Origin of the sequence: Paraburkholderia sp. RL17-381-BIF-C, from assembly GCF_046026435.1 — a bacterium.
In the GTDB taxonomy this organism is placed as follows: Bacteria; Pseudomonadota; Gammaproteobacteria; order Burkholderiales; family Burkholderiaceae; genus Paraburkholderia.
Genome location: NZ_JARESX010000096.1, coordinates 1 through 21218 on the forward strand (window position 1 = coordinate 1; position 21218 = coordinate 21218).

Annotated in this window: 14 protein-coding genes; 10 read left to right on the forward strand and 4 right to left on the reverse strand. The window is 63.3% G+C overall.

What is annotated here, in order from left to right; all coding sequences use genetic code 11:
• Positions 1-453 (reverse strand): 2OG-Fe(II) oxygenase (locus P0D70_RS32870; RefSeq protein ID WP_408187563.1); only part of this gene is annotated, 453 nt, incomplete at its 3' end.
• A gap of 299 nt (positions 454-752) precedes the next feature.
• Between P0D70_RS32870 and P0D70_RS32875 the strand changes: the two genes are divergently transcribed.
• Entirely contained in the window at positions 753-1595 is an 843-nt protein-coding gene (locus P0D70_RS32875; RefSeq protein ID WP_408187564.1) for an HTD2 family dehydratase, read from the forward strand.
• Positions 1596-1756: 161 nt separating this feature from the next.
• Here the strand turns inward: P0D70_RS32875 and P0D70_RS32880 are convergent, their stop codons facing one another.
• Positions 1757-2125 (reverse strand): response regulator, encoded by a 369-nt coding sequence (locus P0D70_RS32880; RefSeq protein ID WP_408187565.1) that lies wholly within the window; start codon positions 2123-2125, stop codon positions 1757-1759.
• 475 nt (positions 2126-2600) lie between these two features.
• On the opposite strand from P0D70_RS32880, the gene amaB reads away from it, so the two are divergent.
• The 8 genes from amaB to P0D70_RS32920 all read left to right on the forward strand — a co-directional run bounded on the left by amaB (position 2601) and on the right by P0D70_RS32920 (position 17596).
• The gene (amaB, locus tag P0D70_RS32885) at positions 2601-4100 is read left to right on the forward strand and encodes an L-piperidine-6-carboxylate dehydrogenase (protein WP_408187566.1); all 1500 of its coding nucleotides are present in this window, start codon (positions 2601-2603) and stop codon (positions 4098-4100) included.
• A gap of 139 nt (positions 4101-4239) precedes the next feature.
• A complete protein-coding gene (locus P0D70_RS32890) occupies positions 4240-5412 on the forward strand; it encodes an NAD(P)/FAD-dependent oxidoreductase (protein ID WP_408187567.1) in 1173 nt (390 codons plus the stop codon).
• Positions 5413-5534: 122 nt separating this feature from the next.
• Positions 5535-6731: an aminotransferase-like domain-containing protein gene (locus P0D70_RS32895; RefSeq protein ID WP_408187568.1), complete on the forward strand. Its 1197-nt coding sequence runs from the start codon at positions 5535-5537 to the stop codon at positions 6729-6731.
• A 463-nt stretch (positions 6732-7194) separates the two neighbouring features.
• Complete coding sequence (locus tag P0D70_RS32900; protein ID WP_408187569.1) at positions 7195-8985, forward strand: DUF2138 domain-containing protein; 1791 nt, start codon at positions 7195-7197, stop codon at positions 8983-8985.
• A 156-nt stretch (positions 8986-9141) separates the two neighbouring features.
• Positions 9142-9888: a DUF1175 domain-containing protein gene (locus tag P0D70_RS32905; protein WP_408187574.1), complete on the forward strand. Its 747-nt coding sequence runs from the start codon at positions 9142-9144 to the stop codon at positions 9886-9888.
• A complete protein-coding gene (locus tag P0D70_RS32910; RefSeq protein ID WP_408187570.1) occupies positions 9885-14687 on the forward strand; it encodes an alpha-2-macroglobulin family protein in 4803 nt (1600 codons plus the stop codon). The genes P0D70_RS32905 and P0D70_RS32910 overlap by 4 nt, the downstream gene beginning before the upstream one ends.
• Before the next feature lie 166 nt (positions 14688-14853).
• Positions 14854-16482 carry a DUF2300 domain-containing protein gene (locus P0D70_RS32915; protein WP_408187575.1) on the forward strand — a complete coding sequence of 543 codons (1629 nt, stop codon included), beginning with the start codon at positions 14854-14856 and terminating at the stop codon, positions 16480-16482.
• Positions 16483-16789: 307 nt separating this feature from the next.
• Positions 16790-17596: a YfaP family protein gene (locus P0D70_RS32920; protein ID WP_408187571.1), complete on the forward strand. Its 807-nt coding sequence runs from the start codon at positions 16790-16792 to the stop codon at positions 17594-17596.
• Between the two features lie 249 nt (positions 17597-17845).
• Here the strand turns inward: P0D70_RS32920 and P0D70_RS32925 are convergent, their stop codons facing one another.
• Both P0D70_RS32925 and rpoD read right to left on the reverse strand, forming a co-directional pair.
• Positions 17846-18322, reverse strand: a complete 477-nt coding sequence (locus tag P0D70_RS32925) for a PRC-barrel domain-containing protein (protein ID WP_091804246.1) — start codon at positions 18320-18322, stop codon at positions 17846-17848.
• Between the two features lie 394 nt (positions 18323-18716).
• Positions 18717-20714 carry an RNA polymerase sigma factor RpoD gene (rpoD, locus tag P0D70_RS32930; RefSeq protein WP_408187572.1) on the reverse strand — a complete coding sequence of 666 codons (1998 nt, stop codon included), beginning with the start codon at positions 20712-20714 and terminating at the stop codon, positions 18717-18719.
• A 60-nt stretch (positions 20715-20774) separates the two neighbouring features.
• Between rpoD and P0D70_RS32935 the strand changes: the two genes are divergently transcribed.
• Positions 20775-21218, forward strand: a 444-nt coding sequence (locus tag P0D70_RS32935; protein ID WP_408187573.1) for a hypothetical protein, incomplete at its 3' end; no start/stop codon positions are given.

Here is a 21218-nt window from a genome sequence, read left to right on the forward strand (position 1 = left end):
GTGGCAGCGTTCGATGAATTCCGCATGCGTAGCCGGATAGCGGACGTCGATACCCATCACCTCGTTCCAACGGTTCGCCACGGGCGCGAGGCACGGATAAAGCGCGGTACGCAAATCCGCGATCAACGGCGGCAGCGGATAAGCGAAATACTTGTATTCGCCGCGGCCGAAACCATGCCGCGCCATCACGACGCGGCTGCGGAACAGGGCTTCGCGCGGGTAGAGCGCAGTCAGCGCATCGCATTCCCCGGCACTGAGCAGATTACGCAGCATCGCGCAGCCATACGCGTTCAAGCCTTCTTCTATTTCGAACCAGTCGACCGACCCGATGCGCTGCGCAAGCGAGCCGGCCGTCTGCGCCTCACCGTCTTTGAGATCCGGCTTCTGGATCGCACCGGCTCCGAACTCCAACTCCAGCGAGTGCGACTGTTGACCCTTCGCAATCGTATCCATGAACTCTCTCCATCACGCTATTACCAGAACGATGACTGAGTGTAAGTACAGGCGTTCTGTCACGCCCTCCGACTCTTGCTCTTCAATTCTGCGCGTTTCGCAGTCGTTGCTCGGGCAACGGGTGCATGATGTTCAGAACGATCCAGCCCCGGCGCGAGCCGTGCGCTTCCGCACGCGGCAGTCCTGCGAACTTTAAGCAAATCCCGACGCCCGCTTTGAAAATGCCGACTTCGCGCGACGTGCTGCCCTGTTCATAGTAAAACCCTGTTAGGCCCAACGCACATCCGGAGACTTTGCCTATGTCTGCTTCCCCGCAGAAACTCGACGACTGGCTCGACAAGGAGATGGTGGCCGAAGACGACATCACGGCCTTTCCGCTGACGGCAATGGCCGCCACGCTCGATCGCGAAGAACACGGCGATAGCGTGCCGCCGCTCTGGCACTGGCTGTACTTTCTGCCGACTGCGCCGATGTCCGAGGTCGGCCCCGACGGCCATCCAAAGCGCGGCGGTTTTTTGCCCCCCGTGCCGCTGCCGCGCCGCATGTGGGCCGGCGGCCGTCTGACGTTTCACGCGCCGCTGAAAGTGGGTGAGCGCGCCACGCGGACCTCGACCATCGCCAATATCGAAGACAAGACCGGCCGGTCCGGCCGTCTCGTGTTCGTCACGGTGCAGCACACCATTGAAGCGGGCGGCGAACTGAAGCTCGAAGAGGAGCACGACATCGTCTATCGCGACGAGCCGCAGGAGGGCGCGCGGCCACCTCAGCCGCAACTCGCGCCGGAAGGGGAAACGTGGCGTCGCACGATCGATGCCGGCCCCGTCATGCTGTTCCGCTACTCGGCGCTGACCTTCAATAGCCATCGGATTCACTACGACTACCCGTACGTGACGGAGGTCGAGGGCTATCCGGGACTAATCGTGCATGGTCCATTGATTGCGACGCTGCTGGTCGACCTGGTGCGCCGCGAACAACCGGACGCCACGCTGCAGAGTTTCGCCTTCAAGGCGGTGCGCCCGACATTCGCGGGTCAGGCGTTCACGGTGTGCGGCAAGCCATTCGCCGACGGCAAGATCATCGACCTGTGGGCCAAAGACCACGAAGGCTATCTGACTATGCGCGCTACCGCGGCGCTTGCGTGAGATTCAAGCGATTCGATCGTTCAGCGGCGATTGCGCTCGGAGGTCACCGCACCGCGAAGCCGCATGGCCGCGCTCATGAGTCCATCGCGTGCCCCGCTTTTGTGCGCGAGTCCGGCTGGCGGGCGCATCGACGATGCTCGCCCGCGATCGCAACACCGCGTTCAGCACGAAGCGGGCAGCGCCGCGTCGCTTTCGCATTCGGCCAACAATGAGAGCAGCTTGTCCAGCGCGAACGGTTTCCTGAGAAAGCCTTTGACGGGCAACGCGGGCGCCTCGCCGCTGCCGCTTGTCAGAATGACGGGTACGGACGCCAGTTCACTGCGCGCCTGCATCGATTCGATCAGCTCGGCGCCGTCCATATTGGGCATGCGCCAGTCACACACCACGGCGCTGACGCGCGTGCGCTGCAGTCGTTCAAAAGCTTCGGCGCCGTCCGCCGCCGTGGCGACCGTGTAACCACGGCCGACCAGCACGGCGCGCAGCGCGGACAATGCCTCGGGTTGGTCGTCGACCAGTAATACGCGACTCATAATGCTTATGCCTGAAATGTCGGTTGGACTGGGCCCCGGATGTTCGTGGCGCCAGTCGTGACAGGGGGGGCGGGCTGAATTGCCACGCGTTGAGGTCCTGTCGAGCCGCAAGTAAAAGCAAGGGCTGTGCCTGACACTTGATTCGCGCCAATTTATTTGGCCTTTGTCCTGTGAGCGCTGAAGGCGCGTCAGCCTCTGCCTTCATCATGCATGGCGATTCCACGATACCGCCAACGGCAGCCCGTATTTCCAATAAGAAACGAGTGCGACGCGGCCGGAGCGCGGTTACCGCTCCGGCGCCGTCACAGGCGAAAGCCGGCAGCGAAGCATACGACCCGTGCGTTACTCAAGCTCAGTAAGCCTTCAACAGTCTTTTGCCCGCCGTTACCGGGCAAATACCCTTGCCGCCAGAAAAACCCGCGTGTATAGTTTCCGAACTTACTCTTGTTTCGCATCGGAAATAAAAGGGATCTTCATGGACGCTTCCACCATTCTCGCCGACCTCGGCATCGCCCACGCGGCGCAAGCCGGCGACATCGCGGTTCATTCGCCCATCACCGGCGAACTCATTGGCCGCGTGGCCAGCAACACCGTGGCGGAAGTCGACACGGCTCTCGCTCAGGCGAAAGAGGCGTACACCGTCTGGCGCAACGTCCCGGCGCCGCGCCGCGGCGAACTGGTGCGTCTGCTAGGCAACCGTCTGCGTGAGAAGAAGCAGGCGCTCGGCAGCATCATCACGCTCGAGACCGGCAAGATTCTCCAGGAAGGCATGGGCGAAGTGCAGGAAATGATCGACATCTGCGATTTCGCGGTGGGTCTGTCGCGCCAGTTGTACGGTCTGACCATCGCCTCGGAGCGTCCTGGGCATCGTATGGCGGAAACGTGGCATCCCATGGGCACTTGCCTCGTGATCTCGGCATTCAATTTCCCGGCTGCGGTGTGGTCGTGGAATGCGGCGCTCGCGCTGGTCTGCGGCAACGCCGTGATCTGGAAGCCGTCGGAAAAGACGCCGCTCACCGCGCTCGCCGTCAATCAGATTCTCAACGAGGCACTGCAAGAGTTCGGCGATGCACCGGCCGGCCTCACCGCGCTGATCAACGGCGGCCGCGATGTGGGCGCGAAACTGGTGGCCGATCCGCGCGCGTCGATTGTCAGCGCCACGGGTAGCACGGAAATGGGCCGCACCGTCGGCGTGGAAGTGGCGAAGCGCTTCGGCCGCTCGCTGCTCGAACTCGGTGGCAACAACGCGGGCATCGTCACGCAAACGGCGGATCATGAACTCGCCATGCGCGGCATTCTGTTCTCGGCGGTGGGGACGGCCGGGCAGCGTTGCACGTCGCTGCGCCGTCTGTTCGTGCACGAGAGCGTGTACGACAAAACCATCGAACGTCTGAAGCAGTTGTACAGCAAGGTGCCGATCGGCAACCCGCTGGAAAAGGGCACGCTGATGGGGCCGCTGATCGACAAGCAATCGTATGGCCGCATGCAGGAAGCGCTGCAACAGGCCGCGGCTGAAGGCGGCAAGGTCTTCGGCGGCGAGCGCGTCGACGTGAAGGGCTATGAAGGCGGCTACTACGTGCGTCCGGCGATTGTCGAAATGCCGTCGCAAACGGCAGTGGTGCTGAAGGAAACGTTCGCACCGATTCTGTACGTGCTGCGCTACACGGATTTCGCCGATGCTGTCGAAGCGAACAATGCGGCGGTGCACGGTCTGTCGTCATGTGTATTCACAACCGATCTGCGCGAAGCTGAACGCTTCCTGTCCGACTCGGGCAGCGACTGCGGCATTGCGAACGTCAACATCGGGCCGAGCGGCGCGGAAATTGGCGGCGCGTTCGGCGGCGAGAAAGAAACCGGCGGCGGCCGCGAGTCGGGTTCGGACGCGTGGAAAGCCTATATGCGCCGCGCCACCAACACGGTCAATTACTCGTCGGCATTGCCGCTCGCGCAAGGTATCGACTTCAATATCGGCTGATACCGCTCGCGCAATCCGTTCGTTTATCCGTAACAGGCAGCGGCGCATTCACGCGCCGCTGCGGCTTTGCCCAACCTTCTTCAGCAATCCGTTTGCGCCGCCGGCGTTGAGAGCGGCCACGCTACTCGTGGGGTAAGACGTGAGTTCCAAAGTCGTGATCGTCGGCGGTGGGGTGATCGGCAGTTCGATTGCGTATTTCTTGCGGCTGTCCGATCCGACAGTCAGCGTCACGGTGATCGAGCGCGATCCGACTTATGCGCGCTCGTCGTCGGCATTATCGGCGGCGTCGATCCGGCAGCAATTCTCCACGCCGCTTTCCATTCAGATGTCGCTGTACGGCATCGAGTTTCTGCGCTCGATCGGTGAACGGCTCGAAGTCGACGGCGCCAAACCGTCGATCGATCTGCACGAAGGCGGTTACCTGTTCCTCGCGACGCCGGCCGGCGAGACGACGCTGCGCGAGAATCACGCACTGCAAAAAAGTCTCGGCGCCGATATCAGTCTGCTGGACAAAGCTGCATTGCAAGCACGCTTTCCCTGGCTCAATACAGAAGACCTCGTGGCCGGTGCGTACGGTGAGAGCGGCGAAGGCTGGTTCGACGGCTACGGGCTCGTGCAGGCGCTGCGCAAGAAGGCGCAATCGCTCGGCGCGCGCTACATCGCGGCGGACGTCACCGCGCTCCAGCGCGACGGCAAACGTGTGACTCACGTGCAGACCGCGAACGGCGAGACCTATGCCTGCGACGTGGTGGTCAATGCCGCCGGCGCGTGGTCACGCAAAGTCGCGCAGATGGTCGGTATCGACATTCCGGTTTATGCGCGGCGCCGCAGTATTTTCAATGTCACCTCGCCGGGGCAGCTCGAACGGTGTCCGTTGCTGATCGATCCGACCGGCGTGTATTTCCGCCCGGAAGGCAAATCGTTTATCTGCGGGACGTCACCCTCGGCGGATAATGACCCCGACGATCTGCCGCTCGACGAAGTCGATCACGCGCTATTCGACGATGTGATCTGGCCGACGCTCGCGCATCGCGTGCCGCAATTCGAAGCGCTGCGTGTGCAGAATTGCTGGTCTGGCTACTACGAATACAACGTGCTCGATCAGAACGCGATCATCGGCTACCACCCGGATGTCGATAACTGTATTTTCGCCAACGGCTTTAGCGGACACGGTTTGCAGCAAGGACCCGCAACGGGCCGCGGCATCAGCGAACTGATTCTGCATGGCCGCTATACGACGCTCGATCTGGGCTCGTTGAGTTTCACGCGAGTGCTCGAAAACCGGCCTATCGTGGAGAAAAACGTGGTGTAGCCGCGCGCGCCGGGGTGATGCGAAAAACGCAATACGTAGTGCGTAGATATCGTTTGCCGCTCACCCTGACACTGGCCACAATCGACGCCGATCCTCCCTCTAGAGATAAGCGGCCCGTCACCATGTTCACGTTCAATCCCGCATTCGAAGCACCGACCGGTTCGCCGATTCGCGAGCTTTTCAAGTATCTGGCGCAACCCGGTATGATCTCGTTCGCCGGCGGCTATCCGGCGAGCGATTTATTCGATCGTGAAGGACTCGACGCCGCCGCGGCACGGGCGACACAGCACTCCACGCTTTGCCTGCAATACGGCCCCACCGACGGCCTCGTCGTCCTCAAGGAACAACTCGCGCATTTAATGATGCGCCGAGGCACCCCTTGCACGCCGCAGGAATTGCTCGTGACGACCGGTTCGCAGCAGGGCTTCGATCTGCTGCTGCGCGTGATGGTCGCGCCCGGCGACGTGGTGCTGGTCGAACAGCCCGCCTATCCCGCGACCTTGCAGGCGCTCAAGCTGCAAGAGGCCGATGTGGTCACGATTCCCGTCGATCAGAATGGCCTCGACGTCGACGCGCTCGCCGCGCAGCTCGAGTCGGGCATGCTGCGCCGCGCGCCGAAGCTGCTGTACACCGTGCCCACCTTCGCCAATCCGACCGGTGCGACCTTGTCGCTCGAACGTCGCATGGCGTTGCTGAAACTGGCGGCGCGTTACCGCTTTCTGATCGTCGAAGACGATCCCTATGGCGATCTGCGCTTCAGCGGCGCAGCACTGCCTTCGCTGCTCGCGTTGAGCGAGCAGGTGCCGGGTTCACGCGATTGGGTCGTGCATTTCTCCAGTCTGTCGAAGATCGTCGCGCCCGGCCTGCGCGTTGGCTGGATGCTCGCGCATGCGGAGATTCTGCGCCGTTGCGTGGTCGCCAAGCAGACGGTCGACCTGTGCAGCTCGCCGTGGACCCAGGCGATTGCCGCGGAGTACCTCGCAAGCGGCGCGCTCGAGCGGCATTTGCCGCGCATCGTCGACGCCTATGCCGTGAAATGCCGCACGCTGTGCGACGCGCTGGAAGCGCAACTGCCGGAGCACATTGCGTTTCATCGCCCGGCTGGCGGCATGTTCGTGTGGGCGCGACTGAAAGCCGGTCAGAATGCGTCCGATTATCTGCGCGCTTGTATCGAGCGCAATGTGATGTTTGTGCCGGGCGTGGCTTTCTATAAAGACAATATCGATACCGCCGCGCTGCGCTTGTCGTTTGCCGCGCCCGGCGTAGCCGATATCGAAACCGGCGTGCAGAGAATGAAACAGGCGCTCGAACGGTTTTGACAGCGGCTAAGACAGATCGATATCAAAGTAGTAAGCGCGATGCGCAATTAACCCGGCGGCCACTCTCTGTGCCGCCGGGTTTTTTACATGCGCGTTTAATTGCGTGGATTTAGCATAAAACCCGCGTACCGTAATGCCTTGCATGACCGTTCACGGATAAAGGCATTATTCACGGCGCGCTGGACGCAAGGGGCGTGCATGCCTAGCAAATAATCTCCGATCCTGTTCGTGCCGGTTTGGCGAATCAGATCGCCGCATCGAATGGACTCGGTTCCCAATCGTCTTAATTAGACGTGTGTCCGATTTTTGTCAAACCTTGAAGTGGCACGACTGTTAAATAGGAAGTGCCGTTGGTTTTGCGTTAAAAATATCGGTTATCATCGCTGCCTTCGGCCATGATCCCGCTGGTTTAATCCGCCGGGCATTCCCGTTAATACCGTCGCATCGAACCAGAAGAAATCAGATGAAGATGTCGCGAAAAAAGAGTGCAATCCTGGTTGTCGGTCTTCTGGTTGTGGCCGGCGTGGTCATTCAGGCGGTGTGGCGTCCATTTGCGCATCGCAAAGCCGCCGGGAATGGCGAAATCGTCCTCGACATTCATCACCCTGACGCGGTGATCGACAGTGAAGCGCTCTCGCGATTGCCGCGCGACATTCTGAGCGTGCCATTGCTGCACGACGTGCTCACGCAAGACTTCGTCGACTACTACGAATCGAGCAATACGCGGCTGTCCGCCGAGGGCGCGCTGCGCCGGCTCGCGTTCGAACATCAGCTCGACTGGCGCGACGAAGTGATCCGCCGTGTATTCGACGAACCCGCGCACGTGCTGCTGTGGCGCTCGCCTGACGGCCGCCTCGGCTACTGGGTGATGTCGATGCATCGCAACGGTTTTGCGAAGCTGCTGCAAGGCGTCGGCAATGTCGCCACGAGCGACGCGCAATTGAGCCAGGTAGCGAAGCTCTCCGGTGACGTGCCGGTCTACGCATTGAAACTGGCGGTAGGCCGCACGCTGCTATTCGCCAGCAAGGACGACCGGCTGGTCGTACTGTCCGCGCCCGGCGTGCTGCTCGACGAGAAGGGCGGCCTGCTCAGCGAGCGGGCCGATGCGGTGTCCGCGATGCTCTCCTCGGGCCGCGACGATGCAGCGCGCGCCTATCAGCTCGACGCACCCGGCGAGGCGCCGAAGGGTCACCGGCTGGTGGTGTCGGCCAACTATCTGTCGTTCGGTTATCAGGCGTTCTTCTCCGGCATCGACGCACTGCGCTTCGATTTTTCGTCGAATGCTTCGGGACATGCAGCGGCGAACTGGCAAACCTCGGCGCTGATCGACCCGGGCAAGTTACCGCAGCAGTGGAACGGCGCCGATTTGTGGCGTGCGTTGCCGGCCAACCCAGCGGCCTGCACGAGTTTGCCGGCGGACTGGAAAGAAGCCTCGGGTCTGCTGGGCAAGGTGGCCGGCGACGCGGATAACGCTGCCGCGATTGGCGATCAGCTCGCCGGTCCCGCGGCGGTGTGCTGGTATGCGAAGTCCACGCTGGTCGCCCCGGTGTTCGTCGCGCGCGTGAAGAAGCAGGACGCGGCCGGTGTCGCCGCATTGAAGGCGGCGCTCGGCAAGACCTTCGGCGATGTGATCGGTGCCTATGAAGCGAAGGCCGCCAAAACGGACGGCGCGGACTCGTCGGCTTATCGCCGCTTGCCGGTCACCACGCGCGACCAGAGCGCGGATGTCACCGTGTGGCAGCGTCCCGTCAGCGCGCGGTCGGGCACGGCACTGACGAGCAAGGCGTCGTTCGCGTCGCAGTTGTCGGCGGAGCGCTATTTTCCGGTTACGCTCGCCCTCGCGCACGGCTATCTGATCTTCTCGCCGGACGGGCGACTCGTCGACGACACGCTCGCGGTGCTCGACAAGCGCTATCCGGCGCTGGCCGATACGCTCGCGCCGCAGCGTCTGCCACGCACGATTCTGACGCTCACGCCTTCGTCGGCCGCCGCGCTGATCGAACGCGAGGCGGGCGCGGCGTTGCCGGCGGATCAGGAAGCGGTGTTCCGCAACGCGTCGCGCACGCATCTCGTGCCGAAGCTGCACGCGCTCGCTCATTACCCGCCGGTCTCGCTGACGCTGCCGCAAAACCTGCCCGGCTCGACAGGCTGGGTGCCGGTGGAGTGGTGGTTCGATCGCGCGAAAGCCGGTGCCGGTTCGACAGAAAGCGCTGCGGATACGCCCGCGGATCAACCCGGCACCGAGGGCGACTGAGTGCGCCGCCTTCGCGTACCCGACGCGACAGTCGCGACGTGCGTGCCTGAGCGCGCGCCGCAAGGCACGGTCGCCGCAAGGCCAGCGCAGCCCACGCATGCTGCGCAGCCGACGCATGCCGCGCAGTCCGCGCATGTTGCGCAGTCAACGCGGTCCGTGCATGCGGCGCAGTCCACACATACCGCGCCTGTCGCACGCCATGCCGCCACCGCCTCGCGCCGCGCGTGGCTCGCAGGCGTTGCATGTGCATTCGCCGTCGCGAGCCTCGCGCCCTACACCCCTTACGCACACGCGCTCACCAGCACCACCGCATCGCCCGACCCCGACGCACTCTCACCGCAGCAATCGGCGGCATTTCGCGCGTGGTTCGTGCGTATCGTCGACCAGCAGATGCGGCGCGGACCCACGCCGCGCTGGACCCAACGCGACTGCGCGGGGCTCGTGCGCTTCGCGGTCGGCGAGACGCTCAGGCCGCACGACACCCGATGGCTGCGCGCCAACGGCATGACCAGTCTCGCGGATACCAGCAGCATGCCGCCCGAACTGCAACTGTCCGCAGCGCAGCGCACGATCGCCAACCGCTGGACGCAGCTCGATGGTTCCACCGGCGCGTACGCATCGGCAATCGCACTGATTCAACGCAACAGCCGTTTTGTTTCGAAGGACGTGAACCAGGCGCTGCCTGGTGATCTGCTGTTCTTCGACCAGGGCGACGACCAGCATCTGATGATCTGGCTGGATCGCTACATCGCTTATCACACAGGCACCGTCACGCCGACCGATACCGGTCTGCGCGCCGTGGCCGTTTCCGACCTGATGCAATGGAAAGATTCCCGCTGGCAGCCGCTCGACGGCAATCCGAATTTCGTCGGCGTGTTTCGTTTGGACTTTCTGACACCATGACCCGAATGATTTCCGTCACGCCATCGCGCGGTTGGTTGGGCAACGCGCGCCGTCGCGCGGCATGCGCGTTCGCGGCGCTGCTTCCCGTCTTATTCGCGGCCATGACGTTCGCCGTCGCACCGGCTGCTTATGCGGACGACGAAGCGTCGAACACCGCCGCCGATGCCAACATCGCGGGAAATCCAACGTTGCAGACGGCGCCGTCGAGCAACTTCAGTTCGCAGAAGGTGGACGGTCAGCCGTTCTTCCTGCTCTCGGACGCGAGCTTCGCCAGCGATCAACTCGCGCAGGTGCGGCTCGAAGCGCCTGGCCGCGACTTCAAGGACGCGTTGCAGGCGTACGGCGGCGCGGATATCGTCGTGTATCGCGTGCCGAAGCCGCTCGACTTTCTGAAGGCGCAGAAGAATCTGCACCGACTGAATGTCGCGCCGAATTATCAGGGTGAAGGGCTGGCGAATACGCTCGCGTATCTGTGGGACCGCTGGTTCACCGAAGCGCGCCGCGCGTGGCAGCGTGTGCTGTCTTTCGCGACCCGCAGCAAGGCGACCGAAGCGGCGCCGCAATTCAAGCTCGGCGAGCAGACCGGCAAGCAGACGCAATTCGAGCCGAACTCGCAATTCGCGCCGCTCAAAGGCTACGACATGGTCGCGCGTTTCCGCTATCCGATCTGGGACGCAAAAGTGATCCAGCCGCCCAAGGGTGTGAATCTCGCGGGCAGTAGCAGTAACTTTATCGAAGCCAGCGCAGGCAACGTGATGATTCCGGTCGGCAAGCTGCCGCCGGGGCTGTATATCGTCGAGGCGGTGATCGGCAATTATCGCGCGCATACGCTCTTGTTCGTGTCCGACACGGTGGCGGTCGTCAAAGCCGCGCCGAACGGCATGCTGGTATGGACCACGCGGCGCGACAACGGCAAGCCGGTCGCGAATACGGAAGTGAGCTGGACCGACGGCGTGGGCGTCCTGCAAAGCGGCACGACCGGCAACGACGGCGCGCTGGTGCTGCAACACGTGAGCCCCGAGCGCAGCTATGTGCTCGGCACCGATCCGCAGGGCGGTGTGTTCGTCTCCGAGAATTTCTATTACGACAGCGAGATCTATAACACGAAGATCTACGCGGTCACCGACCGGCCCATGTACCGGCCGGGCGATCCGGTACATGTGAAGTTCATCGGCCGCACGTTCCAGAACGCGACGCAATCGTCCGCGCCCGCCGAGGCCGATCTCAAGCTCGACGTGCTCGATCCGAACGGCGCGCCGGTGTCGAGCAGCAAGGTGCATTTCGCTTCCGACACGGGCGCGGATACCGCGTTCACACTGCCCGCCGACGCCACCGCCGGCGGCTACACGTTGCGCTTCGACTACAACGGCGATGTATACGGCAGTGCATTTCGCGTCGCCGAATATGTGAAGCCGCACTTCGACGTGAACCTCTCGATGGATAAAGCCGACTATGCGACCGGCGAGGCGCTGAAGGGCAAAATCCAGTTGCGCTATCCGGACGGCAAGCCGGTGCGCGATAGCAATATCTCGGTCACATTGCGCGCGCAAAAAGTGACGATCGTCGACGGCGAATTGCGTTATGCGGGTCTGTTCCCGGTCAAGCTCGACCAGCAGGAGTTGAAGACGGACAGCGACGGCAATGCGAGTCTCACGCTGCCGGCCGCGAAGGAGCCGAGCCGCTATGCGTTGACGCTGTTCGCGCAGGACGGCGCGGCGTACAAGGTGCGAGTGACACGTGAAGTACTGATCGCGCGCGGCGCCACACCGTATCGTTTGACCACGGCCAAATCGTTCTCGCAACCGAAGGAATCGGTCAGCTTCGATCTGCAGGCGCTTGGTGCGATCGATCCCGCTTCGCATGCGCCGTCGAAATACGAATGGACGCGTCTCGAATCGCAAACGCATGGCGAAGGCGCGTTGAAGGGCACGAGCGCGGGCGGCAAGCTGTCGTTCCCGGTGCAATTCGGCGAACCGGGCTCGTACATGCTGTCGGTCAAAGATGACCAGGGCAACCTGCTCGCCGCCGCCAGCCATTGGGTTGCGGGCGACGGCGTGAAGGCGATTCCGGGCAGTGTCGAGATCGTGTTCGATCGCGACAGGTACAAGATCGGCGATACCGCCGAAGCGCTGATCACGTTCCCGATGCCGGTCGACGACGCGTTGCTCACGCTCGAACGCGACAACGTGGAACGTCGCGCGCTGCTGACTGCAGGCGGCGACTGGCTGCAACTGCAACGCGTCGCGCCGTCGCAATGGAAAGCGCGTATCAAGGTGGGCGCTGATTTCGCGCCGAACATGACGTTCTCGGTGCTGTACGTGCACGCCGGCGAATACGTGTTCCAGAACGCGGGCATCGTGGTCGCCCAACCGCAGATCGAACTCAACGTGAAGAGCGACAAGCCGGTGTACGGTCCCGGCGACACAGTCACCCTGAATCTCGACAGCACGGTGAACGGCAAACCGGAAGCGGCGAACCTGACCGTGAGCGTGGTCGATGAGATGGTCTACGTGTTACAGCCGGAGATCGCGCCGAATATCGTCGATTTTTTCTATCACCCGCGCCGGAATAACGTGCGGACTTCGTCGAGCCTGTCGTTCATCACCTACGACCTCGCGCGCTCGCCGTTGAAGGGCGCGCCGGGCGGACCACAGCGCGCGAACTACAACGAGCGCGGTGTGAAAGTGCTCGAACGGCCGCGCCGCGACGATCAGGACACGGCCGCGTGGGAAGCGAACCTGAAAACCGACGCGAACGGTCACGCCACCATGACGTTCAGGATGCCGGATTCGCTGGCGCGCTGGCGCATTACCGTGCGCGCCGCGGCGCCGGATGGCATGGTCGGTCAGCGTACCGCCTACGTGCGCTCGGACAAGGCGCTGTATCTGAAGTGGAGCGGGCCGTCGCATTTCCGCGTCAACGATCAGCCCGCCATCGACATGATCGCTTTCAATCAGACCGACGCGGACATGGACGCGCAGTGGGTCGTGGAGGGCGGCGGCCTTTCGTTGAATCAGAAGGTCACGCTCAAGCGTGGCGCGAACTATTTGCGCCTGCCGAGCGGCGCGCTGAAAGATGGCGTGATCAACGCGACATTGCGCAGCGCGGGTAAAGATGTGGATCGTTTGCAAACCACGATTCATCTGGACGCGAGCGGCTGGCTCGATCTGCATCAGAGCACGCTGGCGCTCGACGGCACGAACAAGCCGCTCAATCTGCCGCAAGACGCGCAGGACGTCAGTGTGCGATTCATTGGCAGCGCGCAGAGCCAGTTCATGCGCGTCGCCGACGATCTGATCGCCTATCCGTACGGTTGCGCCGAGCAGACTTCGAGCCGCCTGATTCCGCTCGCGCTCGCGCATGATGCGATCGGCCACGCCGACAACGCGAGTTCGACGCAAGGGCTCGAAGCGCTGCTGCGCAATCAGCGGCAGCGTCTGGCCATGCTGGCGGGCGTCGGCGGCACCTTCGGCTGGTGGGGCGATACCACCGGCGGCAGCGCGCTGATCACGGCTTACGCGTATTACGCGGACTGGCTCGCGAGCCGCAGCCTCGGCATCAGCCTGCCCGCCGACAACTGGCAGCATGCCATGGACGTCTATCGCGACGCGGGTGCGAAAGAGCCGCTGCTGCATCGCGCACTGGCCTTGTGGTTGATGCAGCAGATGGGCTTGCCGGTTGCGACGCCGGTGTCGGGCGTGGCCGCCGACCTGATGAGCGACGCGGCCGCCACGGCCAATGCGCCGGCGCGCAACGGCACGTATAACGCGTCGGACAGCATCGTGTTCGCGCAAGCCGATTCGCCGCGCGGCAAACAGATGGCGACGCTGCTGATCGCGAGCATGGCGCGCAGCGCGAATGCTCAATTGCCCGATGGTTTCGACGCTGCGGCGAGCGCCGCGCGTACTGCGTTGAGCAGCGATCCGGCACCGCTCGTGCAAAGCCTGCTGGTCATGTCCGGCGGCGACGGCGGCGCGGCAGTCGATGCATCGGCTTTGCTCGCGAAGAGCAGCGCCGATTACCCGACGCTCGATCGCGCGCTGACGCTCCTGTGGTTGCGCAAGGCATTGGGCGGCGAGGTGGCGGCGGCGTCGTTGCCGTCGCTGCAAGGCTCGGGCTGGACGCGCGCCGCGACGCCCACCGGCACGCCGCTCTACAAGTGGGCGGGCGCGACGCTGCCGGCCACGCTCGACGCCGGCGCCGCGCGCACTGACGTCAACGCGCTGGTCTCGTTCCGCAGTCACACGAGCGAGGACAGCCGTCTGAACATCACTGTTGCGCGGCGTTTCTACAAGCTCGAACCGGTCGAGATCGCAGCCGATCCGAAGAAAAAAGATGCGGCGGCCGAGAGCCAGGTGGGCCGCTCCGCGTTCACCGCGCGTCCGGTTAAGCAGGGCGATGCGATCGACAGCAATGCGCTCTACGTCGACGAAGTCACGCTCACGCCGCGCTCGGGCAACGCGTACCACTACGGCTTGCTCGACGTGCCGCTGCCGCCGGGCGGCGATGTCGAGGCGACGAGCTGGGGCGTGTCGATCGACGGGCTGCCGGGCGCGAAAGAGGGCGTGAGCGGTCCGCAGCCGTTCCAACGCGTGGCGTCCTACGAGATGGGCGAGCTCGCATATCACCAACCCGTGCCGTTGCTCGACCGGCCGGTCACGCTGCGGCAACTGGTGCGCTTAGCGTTGCCCGGCACGTTCGCGCTGCCGCCCGCGCGCTATTTCCGCATGTATCAGCCGGACGCGAAGGCGTTCGAAGGCGGCAAGAGCGATCGCGTGACGACGTTGCGCATCCAGTAAGCGAGACGAGACCGCCATGTTCCGCGCGCTACGGCCTTTAAGCGATCGTCTGGCAGCCACGCTGCGGATCGCGCTCGCCGTGAGCGTGGTGTGCGGTTTCAACGGAACGGCAACGGACGCGGCGGCTTCGTCTTCAACTGTGTCGGCCACGGCCTCCGCGCCGCAGATGCTGCGCTTTGCCTGGTTGCGCGACGGCCAGGACCGGCTTTGGCAAGCCGACGGCAGCGGCACGCCGGTCGGCTTCTCGCCTCAGGCCGCGAATGACTTGCCACGCACGCTTGAGACGCCGCTCGGCAGCTTGTGGAAACTGTTCGTCTACGGCTATCTGGTGGATCGCAACATCGCCACCCCGGATTACGCCTGCAACGGCGACGACCCGGAAGAAGTGTATTGCTGCATGACCGGCGGCCACATCGATCGCGAACATGCGTTGGTGCAGTCGTGCGGACTCTTTTTCGAGCCCGCGCGCCTGCAACTCGATTCCACCGACTGGCGCAAGTACTGGACTGCCGCTCACGCGCCCGTCTGGTTGCGCGATCTGCACGCCATGACCCCGGCGCGCCGTGTGCCGGTAGCCGAATTGCTCGCCGCGTTGCAGGCCATGCCGAGCCGGCCGCGCGAAGCGGCCGCGAGCACGCTCGTATCGGTGCTGACCAGCGGACGCGGCGAAGGCACGGTGTCGCTGTACGGCAGTGTCCTGCGCGCCAAGACCTGGACGATGCCGGATCCGGCGCGGCCGGGTGCTTCGATTGGCGGCGCGGCTGGCTGGCTCGCCGACGGCACGCCGGTGTGGCTGGGCGGTTCGGGTGGCAGCGCGCGCGTGCTGGCGGCCGCCGCGCCGCACATCGCGCCGCTGCTCACGCAGATCACCGTGCCGGACGATACGGCTTGCGTGCTGGTCGATTTCTTCAGCCGCTATCCGATTCGCGAAGTGCTCGGCGATAAAGGGCCGGCCTCCGTAACGGACGGTCCATTGCGCGGGGATTTCCGGGTCGGCTTTGTGAATGGCAATTGGGCGCGCGTGACGAGCCGCGGCGAATTGCGGCTCGATCGCGATGCTGTGGGCGCGCCGCAAGTGGTCGGCCGGTTCGGCATGAACGACTATGTGGCGCGCGTGGTCGAGCGCGAAGGCGACACCAGCCAGCCGGAGGCGGCCAAGGCGCTGGCCGTCGCGGCGCGAACCTACGTCGTGCAACATGGCAGCCACGATCACGGCTGTTTGCGTATCGACGACAGCAGCAGCACGCAGCGCGTCCTGCCGCGCGCGCCGACGGCAGCCGCGCGTCATGCCGCCGATCTGACCGATGCGCTCGTGCTGACCGGCGTGCCCGTCCAGTATCACCACGACAAGGCCGCGCCGGGACAGATGAGTTGGTTGGCCGCGAAGGCCTCCGCTCAAACCGGCTTGACGTTCGACGCCATTCTCGCGCGCAACTGGCCGCAAGCGACGCTGACGTCGTTCCAGAGTCCGTTATCGGGTGACTGCATCGCGGTGGCCGGCGCGCAGGCCTGGCTGCAGCGCAACGCGCTTTTGTGGGCGCGGCGCATGGACGGCGCGGCGGGCTACGAAACCCCAGATCTGCCCGCGGTGTGCGCGGTGCGCGAAGGGCGGCCGTATGCCGACGCGCAGCGCAATCGCGTGTACGTGTATCGCTTGCAGACCGAAGAGGATCGGATCGCGTTGGCGCATGAATATATTCACCTCGCGTTCCAGCATCATCCGCGTGGTCTCGATGAGACGTTCGTCGAGCGGACCGCGCGCACGCTGATTCGTACCGACAATCCGATCCAATGAATATCGTCACGCGCTTGCCGTTATGTCTGTAGAGCCGGCCGTCTTTGGTGCGTCATGCGGGCGTCTGCTCGGGCGTGAAGCGTGACTGTGGTACGTAAATTAGCAGGGCGATTTCGATTCGACCGGCTACAACGTCGATACGCGCTTCGCACGATGGCGCCGTGATCGGGACGACGCTGAAGCAGTGGTTCCACGAACCCACGCCGAACGAATGCCATGAAAACGAGGGTCGTGCCGCTGCGCAAGATCGGCGACCTGATGCTCGCGAACTGCGAGTGACTTTGACAGCGGGATGGGAGCAGTGAAGATGAAGGTCAAGACGACGGGTTGGATGAAAGCGAGTCACAAGTTGTTCGCAATAGCCTGTTTGGCCTGCCTGCAGGCAGCGCCGGCGGCGTATGCGAGCGACATCGACTTTGCCGCGCCGTTGAATGGCTGGCGCAACACGAGCGGTGACAGCGAGCGTTATACGCAGGACGTGCATTACCCGGCAGTGTCGGTATCGACGCCGGAAGGGCAGTCCAGATTCGCGCTGATCGAAGGGCAGATCCGCAATACGCCGAAGAAGAAGGGCACCACGGTGGGCACGCTCGTGGTCGACGGCACGCCATTGCCGCAGCGCGTGGAAGAGGACGGCAAGTTCTCGCGGCCTTACGCGTTTCCTGCGGGCAGTAACGGCGTCGAACTGCGTGCACCGGACGGCAACCGCAAACGCGTGCAGTTCTACGACGCCTACAGCGGCAAGACCCAGCCGAAGCTGCGCGTGCTGCTCGCGTGGGACACCGACGGCACCGATCTGGATTTGCACGTCGTGTCGCCCGACGGCGCGCACACCTGGTACGGCGAGCGCGTTGCGCCGAATGGCGGCGCGCTCGACGTCGACGTGACGACCGGCTATGGACCGGAAATTTACTCGTCGGCAGCGCCGTTGAAGGGCACATATCTGGTGTTTGTGAATTACTACGGCAGCGGCAATAGCGGCGCCGATATGACCGTCGCGCAGGTCACCATCATCACGAACGAGAATACGCCGAACGAAAAGAGCGAAACGATTCGGGTGCCTATGCGCAAGGCCGGTGAACTGACGCTCGTGAAAACGTTTGTGTTGCCGTAACTATGTTGCCGTAATACCGCGAAGCCACGCCTATGTCCGCCAAGCGGTGAGACCCGCGACTCATTGAGAGCGCGCAGGTGAAAGCCAATGCGTTCAACGAGTTGCGTGAGTCATGCGCAGGTTGTCCACAGGCTTGCGAACAGTTTCTGTGGACAAACTCAGAGGCAGGCACGCCTTCTGTTAAAGAACGGCTCGCGGCACTTTTCCTCGCTCAGGTTGACGGCCTGATCCCGACCAACCATGCGGCAATCAAAGATCGGAGTCCGATTCTCGCCCCTCCACCACGTCGCGCGTGGCTTCCCAATACGGCCGACGGTTGTAATACTCGTGCACGGTGGCGCCCCATTGCGTATCCGCCATGGAAGGCCAGTTATCCTTATCGAAGCCCGGCGAGTTCTTGATCAATTCGGCGCTTGCGTCGAGCACGAAACATTTGTCGTCCGTATCGAGCGTGAGCGCGCTCCACGGGATAGCGTGAAGTGTGTCGCCTATGCCGAGAAAACCGCCGGTGGACAACACCGCGTAAGCGATCCGACCGCCGCGCACGTCGAGCATGATGTCGGAGATTTTGCCGACATGTTCGCCGTCGGATGAGATCACCTTGTTGCCGTCGAGCGTGGATGCGGCCATGACGTCCGGTCCGGGGCCGTCGCCGATACCAACGCCAACAATAGTTGCGCCTTGCGCGCCGGCGGATGCCGGGATGTGGGGATCGAGGGTAGTCATGATTTGCTCCTCATAAAAGGTATACGGAGGAGCGCGCAACGACTGTGCCCGTTGCCTGCGGGGATGATGGACGCGGGAGCGCTTTGCGGCGATTGGCTGTGGCTGCCGCATGTGGCGGGCGTAGTACGCCTGGACGTGCATGCGCCTGATCGGCAATTGCGGGGAGATGTATTGGAGAAAGTTGCGCGGACGCGCAATGACGTCGGGCGCTTTTCGCGATTTTTCAGCGCGAGTCTGGCGCGTTCTATGCGGCTGGAAGGCGGGCGGCAGCGCGAATCACCCACCGCGGGATCATTTCGCTGCTTGCTTGCTGAGGGAGGAGGAGTGGTGCGCTTGCCGTGCGTGACGCACGACAAGCGCAATTACTGGCTTAATTGCTGGCCTAATTGCTGACTTAGCGGTCGAGGAACGACTTCAGGCGGTCGGCGCGGCTCGGATGCATCAGCTTGCGCATGGCCTTGCTCTCGATCTGACGAATCCGCTCACGCGTCACGTCGAACTGTTTGCCGACTTCTTCGAGCGTGTGGTCCGACTTCGTGTTGATACCGTAGCGCATGCGCAGCACCTTGGCTTCGCGCGGCGACAGCGAGTCGAGCGCGTCGTCGATGGCGGCGCGCAAGTCGGCCTGCATGGCTGCGTCGGCCGGCGAGGAAGCTGCCGAGTCTTCGATCATGTCGCCGAGCGTGGCGTCGCCGTCGTCACCGACCGGCGTTTCCATCGACACCGGCTGCTTGGCGATCTTCAGAATGCCGCGCACCTTCTCTTCCGAGAGTTCCATGCGTTCCGCGAGCACGGACGGATGCGCTTCCTGACCGGTCTGCTGCAGGATTTCGCGCGAAATGCGGTTCAGCTTGTTGATCGTTTCGATCATGTGCACCGGCACGCGGATCGTGCGAGCCTGATCGGCGAGCGAACGCGTGACAGCTTGGCGGACCCACCACGTGGCATACGTGGAAAACTTCCAGCCGCGACGGTATTCGAACTTGTCCACGGCCTTCATCAAGCCGATGTTGCCTTCCTGGATCAGATCGAGGAACAGCATGCCGCGGTTCACGTACTTCTTCGCGATCGAGATCACAAGACGCAGATTCGCCTCGATCATCTCGCTCTTCGCCTTGCGCATCTTCGATTCGGCCGCGACCATCTGGCGGTTGATCTCTTTCAGATGCTTCAGCGGCAGCGAAACCGTTGCTTCGATTTCGATCAGCTTCTGCTGTTCGGACTGAATTGCCGGCAGATGACGCTCCAGCGCCGCGCCGTACGATGTATTCGAGCGTGCGGCGCGTTCCGTCCAGCCGAGGTCGGCCTCATGCCCGGCAAACGACTCGATGAACTTTTCGCGCGGCATGCCGCTCTTCGTGACGACGATTTGCAGAATGTTGCGCTCGATCGCGCGAACTTGAGCAACCTGTTGCTGCACGTCGCCGCACAGACGGTCGATGGTGCGTGCCGTGAAGCGGATCTTCGCGAGGTGCTGCTGGATCTCTTCGCGCGCGCGCTGGTACGCCTTCGAGGTGACGTCGCCGCGTGTGTGCGAAGCGTTCATCTGGTCGGACAACATGCCGACCTGGGCGAAGATTTCGAGGCAGTCGCTCGTGAGCTGCTTCAGGCGTGCTTCGTCTGCGGCCGAGGAGTCGGCCGGGCCGACGTCGTCGTCGCTGTCTTCGTCGTCGTCGGTGTCCGCGTCGGCGTCGACATCGGCCGACGCGTCCGCGCTAGCGCTGTCTTCTTCGGCGGCGACCGTGTCTTCATTGAGGCCGTCGACCAGTTCGTCGATGCGCAGTTCGCCGTCGGCAACCTGCTGGGCGCTCGCCAGAATGGCCGAGATCGCGAGCGGGCAGGCGGCAATCGCCTGCACCATTTCGTGAAGGCCGTCTTCGATGCGCTTGGCAATCGCGATTTCGCCGGCGCGCGTCAGCAGTTCGGTCGCGCCCATTTCGCGCATGTACATGCGCACCGGGTCGGTCGTGCGGCCGAACTCGGAATCGACGGTCGACAGGGCGACTTCGGTTTCCTCGTCCGCCTGATCGTCCGACACCACGGCGGGGGCGTTCGAGTTGAGCAGGAGCGTTTCCGCATCCGGCGCCTGCTCGTAGACCTGCACGCCCATGTCGTTGAACGCGCTGACAATGCTGTCGATCGCCGCCGTTTGCGCGAAGTTGTCGGGCAAATGGTCGTTGATCTGCGCGTGGGTCAGATAGCCTTGTTCCTTGCCGAGCTGGATCAGCGCGCGCATCTGGCGCTGACGTTCTTCGGCTTGCTGCGGCGGCAGCTCGGCCGCCACGGGGATCGCTTTGCCGGCGCCCTTGCCCTTGGCCGTACGGCCCGAGGGAGCTTTGGCGGCGTAGCCGGCGGTTTCGTGTTGCGAATCTTCGCGATCAAAAGGGTTCACGTATTCTCCTCTAGAGGCTTCGCTATGAGACGCAAGACGCGACCGTCAGGCGTTTCGAGCATGGCTCAACATCACCTGAGTGACTCAACGCGGTTGTTTGGCTGTGCTCTGGGGAGCAAAAAAGATGAGCCCGCTCGAAGCGGGCCGATAGAAATGTGCGAAATTCGCGCGGCTCGCATTATATACGAGCTTCAGCCTTCGCGCTCATTGTGTGCACATCATTTCATCATGCGCGTTTGTTGCAGGTGCATCCCCGGGCCGCTGGTCGGGCTTGGAGCGGTTGTCGGGTCCGTGTTCCAAGGTGCGTGCGTATTGGTGGATTTCAAGCTCCTCACTATAGAGGAACTTGGTCGTTCTCACATGACGCGGGCCCGCTGGCCCTACTTCCCTATATGTAGGGGCGGCTTGGTTCTGGCGTGGATCGGCACTTGGTCAAAAGAAAATTCACAAAAGGGGGTTGACGATGTGTCAATCGTTCTCCATAATCTCGTTTCTCTGCTGCTG

Coding starts and splice junctions, on each gene's coding strand:
- P0D70_RS32875 (WP_408187564.1), top strand. CDS start 753: ATGTCTGCTTCCCCGCAGAAACTCGACGACTGGCTCGACAAGGAGATG.
- P0D70_RS32880 (WP_408187565.1), bottom strand. CDS start 2,125: ATGAGTCGCGTATTACTGGTCGACGACCAACCCGAGGCATTGTCCGCG.
- amaB (WP_408187566.1), top strand. CDS start 2,601: ATGGACGCTTCCACCATTCTCGCCGACCTCGGCATCGCCCACGCGGCG.
- P0D70_RS32895 (WP_408187568.1), top strand. CDS start 5,535: ATGTTCACGTTCAATCCCGCATTCGAAGCACCGACCGGTTCGCCGATT.
- P0D70_RS32900 (WP_408187569.1), top strand. CDS start 7,195: ATGAAGATGTCGCGAAAAAAGAGTGCAATCCTGGTTGTCGGTCTTCTG.
- P0D70_RS32910 (WP_408187570.1), top strand. CDS start 9,885: ATGACCCGAATGATTTCCGTCACGCCATCGCGCGGTTGGTTGGGCAAC.
- P0D70_RS32915 (WP_408187575.1), top strand. CDS start 14,854: ATGCTGCGCTTTGCCTGGTTGCGCGACGGCCAGGACCGGCTTTGGCAA.
- P0D70_RS32920 (WP_408187571.1), top strand. CDS start 16,790: ATGAAGGTCAAGACGACGGGTTGGATGAAAGCGAGTCACAAGTTGTTC.
- P0D70_RS32925 (WP_091804246.1), bottom strand. CDS start 18,322: ATGACTACCCTCGATCCCCACATCCCGGCATCCGCCGGCGCGCAAGGC.